The organism is Streptomyces sp. NPDC059003 (genome assembly GCF_042740445.1).
In the GTDB taxonomy this organism is placed as follows: domain Bacteria; phylum Actinomycetota; class Actinomycetes; order Streptomycetales; family Streptomycetaceae; genus Streptomyces.
Genome location: NZ_JBHYJH010000128.1, coordinates 21,743 through 28,843, shown reverse-complemented (window position 1 = coordinate 28,843; position 7,101 = coordinate 21,743). Strand labels below are relative to the sequence as shown.

The following is a 7,101-nucleotide window of genomic DNA, read 5'->3' as shown; positions in this document are numbered from 1 at the left end:
GGCTATTTCTAGCCCGCCCGGCGTTTGAGGGCGAGGCCGCAGGCCGGAGAGAAGGGGGTCCTAGGGGGCGGAGCCCCCTAGTTCGGGGACTCGCCTGACGGTGGGCGTTGGAGGTCGGCGTCCAGTTGGGTCAGGTCCGCGTTGAGCGCTGCCATCAGCTCCTCCATCTGCTGCAGCAGGCCCTTGGGCGCGGGGCGGGCCTGCTCGGGTACGACCTGGTCGCGCGCCGGCTCCGCGGCGAGCGGGTCGTGCGCCTGCTCGGGCACGGCTTCCTGGGACATCACGGCCTCCTCGGCCCGCGCCCCGCCGGGCCGGAGCGTGCGGGCCGGGCAGGGCAGTTGGTGCAAGAACGGGGGCGCACCGGCATCGGCCGCCGGCGCGGGTGCCGGGCGGTCCGGCTCCGCGGAGCCAACGATCACCGGCGCGCCCCAGTCACTGGCGGGGACCGGCCCCGGCCGCCGGGTTGACGGATTTTCACCCGACCGGGGCGACGGGGGATCGGGGGCATCGGTGAGGTTGACGGGCGTTCGACCGTGCAGGATGGAGCCATGGATCTTCGCATCTTCACCGAGCCCCAGCAGGGCGCCACGTACGACACGCTGCTCGCCGTCGCCAAGGCCACCGAGGACCTGGGCTTCGACGCCTTCTTCCGCTCCGACCACTACGTGCGCATGGGGTCGGCCGACGGCCTGCCGGGGCCGACGGACGCCTGGATCACGCTGGCCGGGCTCGCCCGTGAGACCAAGCGGATCCGCCTCGGCACGCTGATGACGGCGGGCACGTTCCGGCTGCCGGGCGTGCTCGCCATCCAGGTGGCGCAGGTCGACCAGATGTCGGGCGGCCGGGTCGAACTGGGCCTGGGCGCGGGCTGGTTCGAGGAGGAGCACACGGCGTACGGCATTCCGTTCCCGAAGGAGAAGTTCGGGCGCCTGGAGGAGCAGCTGGCGATCGTGACGGGCCTGTGGTCGACGGACGTCGGCAAGACGTTCAGCCACGACGGCACGTACTACCAGCTGACGGACTCGCCCGCGCTGCCCAAGCCCGCGCAGGCCAAGGTGCCGGTCCTGATCGGCGGCCACGGGGCGAAGCGCACGCCGCGCCTCGCCGCCCGGTACGCGGACGAGTTCAACATCCCCTTCGCCTCGGTCGAGGACAGCGAGCGGCAGTTCGGCCGGGTGCGCGCGGCCGCGGAGGAGGCCGGGCGCAAGGGCGACGACCTGGTGTACTCGAACGCGCTCGTGGCCTGCGTCGGCAAGGACGACGCCGAGGTGGCGCGGCGCGCGGCGGCGATCGGCCGTGAGGTCGACGAGCTCAAGGCCAACGGCCTCGCGGGCTCGCCCGCCGAGGTCGTCGACAAGATCGGCCGGTACGCGGAGATCGGCGCGAGCCGCGTCTACCTCCAGTGCCTCGACCTGGACGACCTCGACCACCTGGAGCTGATCTCCGCGCAGGTGCAGTCGCAGCTCTCGTAACCGCTGTCGCAGCCGTTGCCGTAACCGTTCTCGGAGGCCGGTCCTGAACCCCCGGCCGGTCGCGTCCCCCGCCCCCGGGCCGCGACCGGCCGGGGGTTCCTGTCCGTCTGCCCTCGTCCTGCCCTCGTCCGAAATTCGTGAGTGTGTCCGAACAGTTCCCTGTACGTTGACAGGCACTGTCCATGTTCCCAGCTCAGAACGCGTTTCGAGGCGAACACCGTGTTCCTGACCATCAGCACCACCGGCGCTCCGGAGCGCCCCGCGACCGACCTCGGGTTCCTGCTGCACAAGCACCCCGGCAAGGCGCAGGCGTTCTCCACCTCCTACGGCCGCGCGCACGTCTTCTACCCAGAGGCGACGGACGAGCGCTGCACGGCCGCGCTGCTCCTGGAGGTCGACCCCCTGGCGCTGGTGCGGCGGGGCAAGGGCGGCGGCAAGGGCCGCGGCGGCGCACCCGACGCGGCGCTCGCGCAGTACGTGAACGACCGTCCGTACGCCGCGTCCTCGCTGCTCGCCGTCGCCCTGAGCTCGGTGTTCTCCAGCGCGATGCGCGGCGTCTGCAAGGCCCTGCCCGAGCGCGCCGCGCAGCCGCTGCCGCTGCGCGCCGAGGTGCCCGCGCTGCCCGCGCGCGGCGGTGCCGACCTGGTCCGCGCCCTGTTCGAGCCGCTCGGCTGGACGGTGACGGCGGACCCGGTGCCGCTGGACGAGCGCTTCCCGGAGTGGGGCGACTCGCGGTACGTACGCCTCGTCCTGGAGGTCCCGGACGGCAGGCTGACCCTGGGCGAGGCGCTGCGCCACCTGTACGTGCTGCTTCCGGTCCTCGACGACGCCAAGCACTACTGGGTGTCCGCCGACGAGGTCGACAAGCTCCTGCGCGCCGGTGAGGGCTGGCTCGCGGACCACCCGGAGCAGAAGCTGATCACCAGCCGCTATCTGTCGCGGCGCTGGTCGCTGACGCGCCAGGCGATGGACCGCCTGGAGCTGGTGCGGCTCGCCGACGCGGACGACACCGACGTCACGGAGATCGACAACGCCGTGGACGAGGACGTCGACACGGAGGACAAGCCGGTGCCGCTCGCCCTGCAGCGGCGCGAGGCGATCGTCGCCGCCCTGGAGACCGCCGGGGCGAGCCGCGTGCTCGACCTCGGCTGCGGACAGGGCCAGTTGGTGCAGGCGCTGCTCAAGGACACCCGGTTCACCGAGATCGTCGGCGTCGACGTGTCGGTGCGCGCGCTCACGGTGGCCGCGCGCCGCCTGAAGCTGGAGCGCATGGGCGAGCGCCAGGCGGAGCGCGTCAAGCTCTTCCAGGGCTCCCTCGCGTACACCGACAAGCGCCTGAAGGGGTACGACGCCGCGGTGCTCTGCGAGGTGATCGAGCACGTCGACCTGGACCGGCTCTCCGCCCTGGAGTACGCGGTGTTCGGCTCGGCGCGCCCGCGCACCGTCGTCGTGACGACGCCGAACGTCGAGTACAACGTCCGCTGGGAGTCCCTCCCCGCGGGCCGCGTCCGCCACGGCGACCACCGCTTCGAGTGGACGCGCGCCGAGTTCCGGGAGTGGGCCGACGGGGTCGCCCGGCAGCACGGGTACGACGTCGCGTACACACCCGTGGGACCCGACGACCCCGAGGTGGGGCCGCCCACACAGATGGCCACGTTCTCCCTCGGCACAGCCACCGTGTCCGCGACCACGAAGGAGGAGAAGGCCGCATGACAAGCACCGAGAACAAGGGGCGCACCCTGCCCGTCACCGACCTCTCCCTCGTCGTGCTCGTCGGCGCGTCCGGCTCCGGCAAGTCGACCTTCGCGCGCAAGCACTTCAAGCCGACCGAGGTGATCTCGTCGGACTTCTGCCGCGGGCTCGTCGCCGACGACGAGAACGACCAGAGCGCGAGCCGGGACGCCTTCGACGTCCTGCACTACATCGCGGGCAAGCGGCTCGCCGGGGGCCGCCGCACGGTCGTCGACGCGACGAGCGTGCAGAGCGACAGCCGCAAGCAGCTCATCGAGCTCGCCAAGAAGCACGACGTGCTGCCCATCGCCATCGTCCTCGACGTGCCCGAGGAGGTCTGCGCCGAGCGCAACGCGGCCCGCACCGACCGGGCCGACATGCCGCGCCGCGTGATCCAGCGGCACACGCGCGAACTCAGGCGCTCCCTGCGCCACCTGGAGCGCGAGGGCTTCCGCAAGGTGCACATCCTGCGCGGGGTCGAGGAGATCGAGACGGCCACGGTCGTCACGGAGAAGCGCTACAACGACCTGTCCCACCTCACCGGTCCGTTCGACATCGTCGGTGACATCCACGGCTGCGCGAGCGAGCTGGAGACGCTGCTCGGCGAGCTCGGGTACGTCGACGGCGTCCACCCCGAGGGCCGCACCGCCGTGTTCGTCGGCGACCTCGTCGACCGCGGCCCCGACACCCCGGGCGTCCTGCGCCGCGTCATGGGCATGGTCGAGGCGGGCACCGCCCTGTGCGTGCCGGGCAACCACGAGAACAAGCTCGGCCGCTACCTCAAGGGCCGCAAGGTCCAGCACACGCACGGCCTCGCCGAGACGATCGAGCAGCTGGACGGCGAAGACACCAAGGATCCCGAGTTCCGCGCCCGGGTGCGGACGTTCGTGGACGGCCTCGTCAGCCACTACGTCCTCGACGAGGGCAGGCTCGTGGTGTGCCACGCGGGACTGCCGGAGAAGTACCACGGCCGCACGTCGGGCCGGGTCCGCTCGCACGCCCTGTACGGCGACACGACCGGCGAGACCGACGAGTTCGGCCTGCCCGTGCGCTACCCGTGGGCCGAGGACTACCGCGGCAAGGCGGCCGTGGTCTACGGCCACACGCCGGTGCCGACGGCGACCTGGCTGAACAACACCATCTGCCTGGACACCGGCGCGGTCTTCGGCGGCAAGCTGACCGCCCTGCGCTGGCCGGAGCGCGAACTCGTCGACGTACCCGCCGAGAAGGTCTGGTACGAACCGACGAAGCCGCTGCACACGGACGCGCCCGGCGGTCACGAGGGGCGCCCGCTCGACCTCGGTGACGTGCACGGCCGCCGGATCGTGGAGACCCGGCACGCCGGACGCGTGTCCGTGCGCGAGGAGAACGCGGCGGCGGCCCTGGAGGTCATGAGCCGCTTCGCGACCGACCCGCGCCTGATGCCGTACCTGCCGCCGACGATGGCGCCCACGGCGACCTCGCGGCGCGAAGGCTACCTCGAACACCCGGAGGAGGCGTTCGCGCAGTACAAGGCGGACGGCGTCGAGCGGGTCGTGTGCGAGGAGAAGCACATGGGCTCGCGCGCGGTGGCCCTGGTCTGCAAGGACGCGGACGTGGCCCGCGAACGCTTCGGCGTGAACGGCCCGTCGGGCGCGCTCTACACCCGCACCGGCCGCCCCTTCCTCACCGACCCGGCGCTCACGGACGCCGTGCTCGACCGGGTGCGGGACGCCGTCGGCGCGGCCGGGCTCTGGGACGAGCTCGGCACGGACTGGGTGCTGCTCGACGCCGAGCTGATGCCGTGGTCCCTGAAGGCGTCGGGACTGCTGCGCACGCAGTACGCCGCGGTGGGCGCCGCGTCCGGGGCGGTCTTCCCGGACGCCCTGAACGCCCTGGAGGCGGCCGCCGCGCGCGGTGTCGAGGTGGCGGGCCTCCTCGGCAAGCAGCGCGAACGCGCGGTGGACGCCGCCGCGTTCACGGACGCCTACCGCCGCTACTGCTGGCCGACCGACGGGCTCGACGGCGTGCACCTCGCGCCGTTCCAGCTCCTCGCCGTCCAGGGCAGGAGCCTCGCCGCGCTGCCGCACGACGAACAACTGGCCCTGATCGACCGCATGGTGGAGCACGACGGCACGGGCCTGCTGCGCACCACGCGCCGCCTGTACGTCGACACGGGCGAGCCGGAGTCGGTGCGCGCCGGCGTCGACTGGTGGCTGGAGATGACCGGGCGCGGCGGCGAGGGCATGGTCGTCAAGCCGGTCGGCGCCGTGGTGCGCGACGCCAAGGGGCGGCTCGTCCAGCCGGGCATCAAGTGCCGCGGCCGCGAGTACCTGCGGATCATCTACGGCCCGGAGTACACGCGCCCGGAGAACCTGGACAAGCTGCGCGGCCGCTTCCTCGGCCACAAGCGGTCCCTGGCGATCCGTGAGTACGCGCTCGGCCTCGAAGCCCTCGACCGGCTCGCGGACGGCGAGCCGCTGTGGCGGGTGCACGAGGCGGTGTTCGCGGTGCTCGCGCTGGAATCGGAACCGGTGGATCCGCGGCTCTGAGGCGTGCTCGGCGCGTTGTGGATGTTCCTGTCCCGCCTGGCAGGACGTCCAAAACGCGCCGCCGGGCGCGTGATCCGGTCGTCGTGGGGTGAGGATGGGGGCATGGGATTCCACGTCGACTCCGAGGCCGGGCGGCTGCGCCGCGTCATCCTGCACCGCCCGGACCTGGAGCTGAAGCGCCTCACGCCGACCAACAAGGACGCGTTGCTGTTCGACGACGTCCTGTGGGTGCGGCGGGCAAGACAGGAGCACGACGGCTTCGCCGACGTGCTGCGCGACCGGGGAGTGACGGTCCATCTCTTCGGTGATCTGCTCACCGAGGCCCTGGACGTGCCCGCGGCGCGGCTGCTCGTCCTCGACCGGGTCTTCGACGAGAAGGAGTACGGGCCGCTCGCCACTGACCACCTGCGGGCGAGCTTCGAGGCGCTGCCGTCCGCGGAGCTCGCCGAGCTGTTGATCGGCGGCATGACGAAGCGGGAGTACCTGGAGCGGCACCCGGAGCCGACGTCCGTGCGCTTCCACTGCATGGACCTGGACGACTTCCTGCTCGGCCCGCTGCCCAACCACCTGTTCACCCGCGACACCTCCGCCTGGATCTACGACGGCGTCTCGATCAACGCGATGCGCTGGCCCGCACGGCAGCGCGAGACCGTCCACTTCGAGGCCATCTACCAGCACCACCCGCTCTTCCACAACCAGGGCTTCCACCTCTGGTCGCAGGGCCAGTCCGACTACCCGTCGACCATCGAGGGCGGCGACGTCCTGGTCATCGGCAACGGCGCGGTGCTCATCGGCATGAGCGAGCGCACCAAGCCGCAGGCCGTCGAGATGCTCGCGCACAAGCTGTTCGCCGCCGGGTCCGCGCAGACGATCGTGGCGCTCGACATGCCCAAGCGCCGCGCGTTCATGCACCTGGACACGGTGATGACGATGGTCGACGGCGACACGTTCACGCAGTATGCGGGCCTCGGCATGCTCCGCTCGTACACGATCGAGCCGGGCGTCGACGAGCGCGAGCTGAAGGTCACCGACCACCCGCCGGAGCACATGCACCGGGCCATCGCCGCCGCGCTCGGGCTCGACCGCGTCCGGGTCCTGACGGCGACGCAGGACGTGCACGCGGCCGAGCGCGAGCAGTGGGACGACGGCTGCAACGTCCTGGCGGTCGAGCCGGGCGTCGTGGTCGCCTACGAGCGGAACGCGACGACCAACACGTATCTGCGCAAGCAGGGCATCGAGGTGATAGAGATCCCCGGCAGCGAGCTCGGCCGGGGCCGGGGCGGCCCGCGGTGCATGAGCTGTCCGGTGGAGCGGGGTGCCGTGGGGGAGTGAGGACGGCCCGGGGCCGGGCGGCCGGGGGTGTGCGG

5 protein-coding genes are annotated in these 7,101 nt (G+C 72.2%); 4 read left to right on the top strand and 1 reads right to left on the bottom strand.

All coding sequences use genetic code 11. The features are described 5' to 3' along the window. Positions 1-77 precede the first annotated feature (77 nt). The gene (locus ACFWZ5_RS33215) at positions 78-281 is read right to left on the bottom strand and encodes a hypothetical protein (RefSeq protein ID WP_384891664.1); all 204 of its coding nucleotides are present in this window, start codon (positions 279-281) and stop codon (positions 78-80) included. Between the two features lie 267 nt (positions 282-548). Here ACFWZ5_RS33215 and ACFWZ5_RS33210 point away from each other — a divergent pair, with 267 nt between their 5' ends. From ACFWZ5_RS33210 to ACFWZ5_RS33195, 4 genes are all read left to right on the top strand, one after another. Then, positions 549-1,472 carry an LLM class F420-dependent oxidoreductase gene (locus ACFWZ5_RS33210; protein WP_384806949.1) on the top strand — a complete coding sequence of 308 codons (924 nt, stop codon included), beginning with the start codon at positions 549-551 and terminating at the stop codon, positions 1,470-1,472. Between the two features lie 219 nt (positions 1,473-1,691). Next, the gene (locus ACFWZ5_RS33205; protein WP_384798526.1) at positions 1,692-3,185 is read left to right on the top strand and encodes a 3' terminal RNA ribose 2'-O-methyltransferase Hen1; all 1,494 of its coding nucleotides are present in this window, start codon (positions 1,692-1,694) and stop codon (positions 3,183-3,185) included. Then, complete coding sequence (locus ACFWZ5_RS33200) at positions 3,182-5,734, top strand: polynucleotide kinase-phosphatase (protein WP_384798520.1); 2,553 nt, start codon at positions 3,182-3,184, stop codon at positions 5,732-5,734. Before ACFWZ5_RS33205 ends, ACFWZ5_RS33200 begins: the two co-directional genes overlap by 4 nt. Positions 5,735-5,836: 102 nt before the next feature. Next, complete coding sequence (locus tag ACFWZ5_RS33195; protein ID WP_384798517.1) at positions 5,837-7,066, top strand: arginine deiminase; 1,230 nt, start codon at positions 5,837-5,839, stop codon at positions 7,064-7,066. Positions 7,067-7,101: the final 35 nt, after the last annotated feature.

Bases quoted from the DNA above. Each gene is read 5' to 3' on its own strand.
- ACFWZ5_RS33215 (WP_384891664.1), bottom strand. From the start codon at position 281: ATGTCCCAGGAAGCCGTGCCCGAGCAGGCGCACGACCCGCTCGCCGCG.
- ACFWZ5_RS33210 (WP_384806949.1), top strand. From the start codon at position 549: ATGGATCTTCGCATCTTCACCGAGCCCCAGCAGGGCGCCACGTACGAC.
- ACFWZ5_RS33200 (WP_384798520.1), top strand. From the start codon at position 3,182: ATGACAAGCACCGAGAACAAGGGGCGCACCCTGCCCGTCACCGACCTC.
- ACFWZ5_RS33195 (WP_384798517.1), top strand. From the start codon at position 5,837: ATGGGATTCCACGTCGACTCCGAGGCCGGGCGGCTGCGCCGCGTCATC.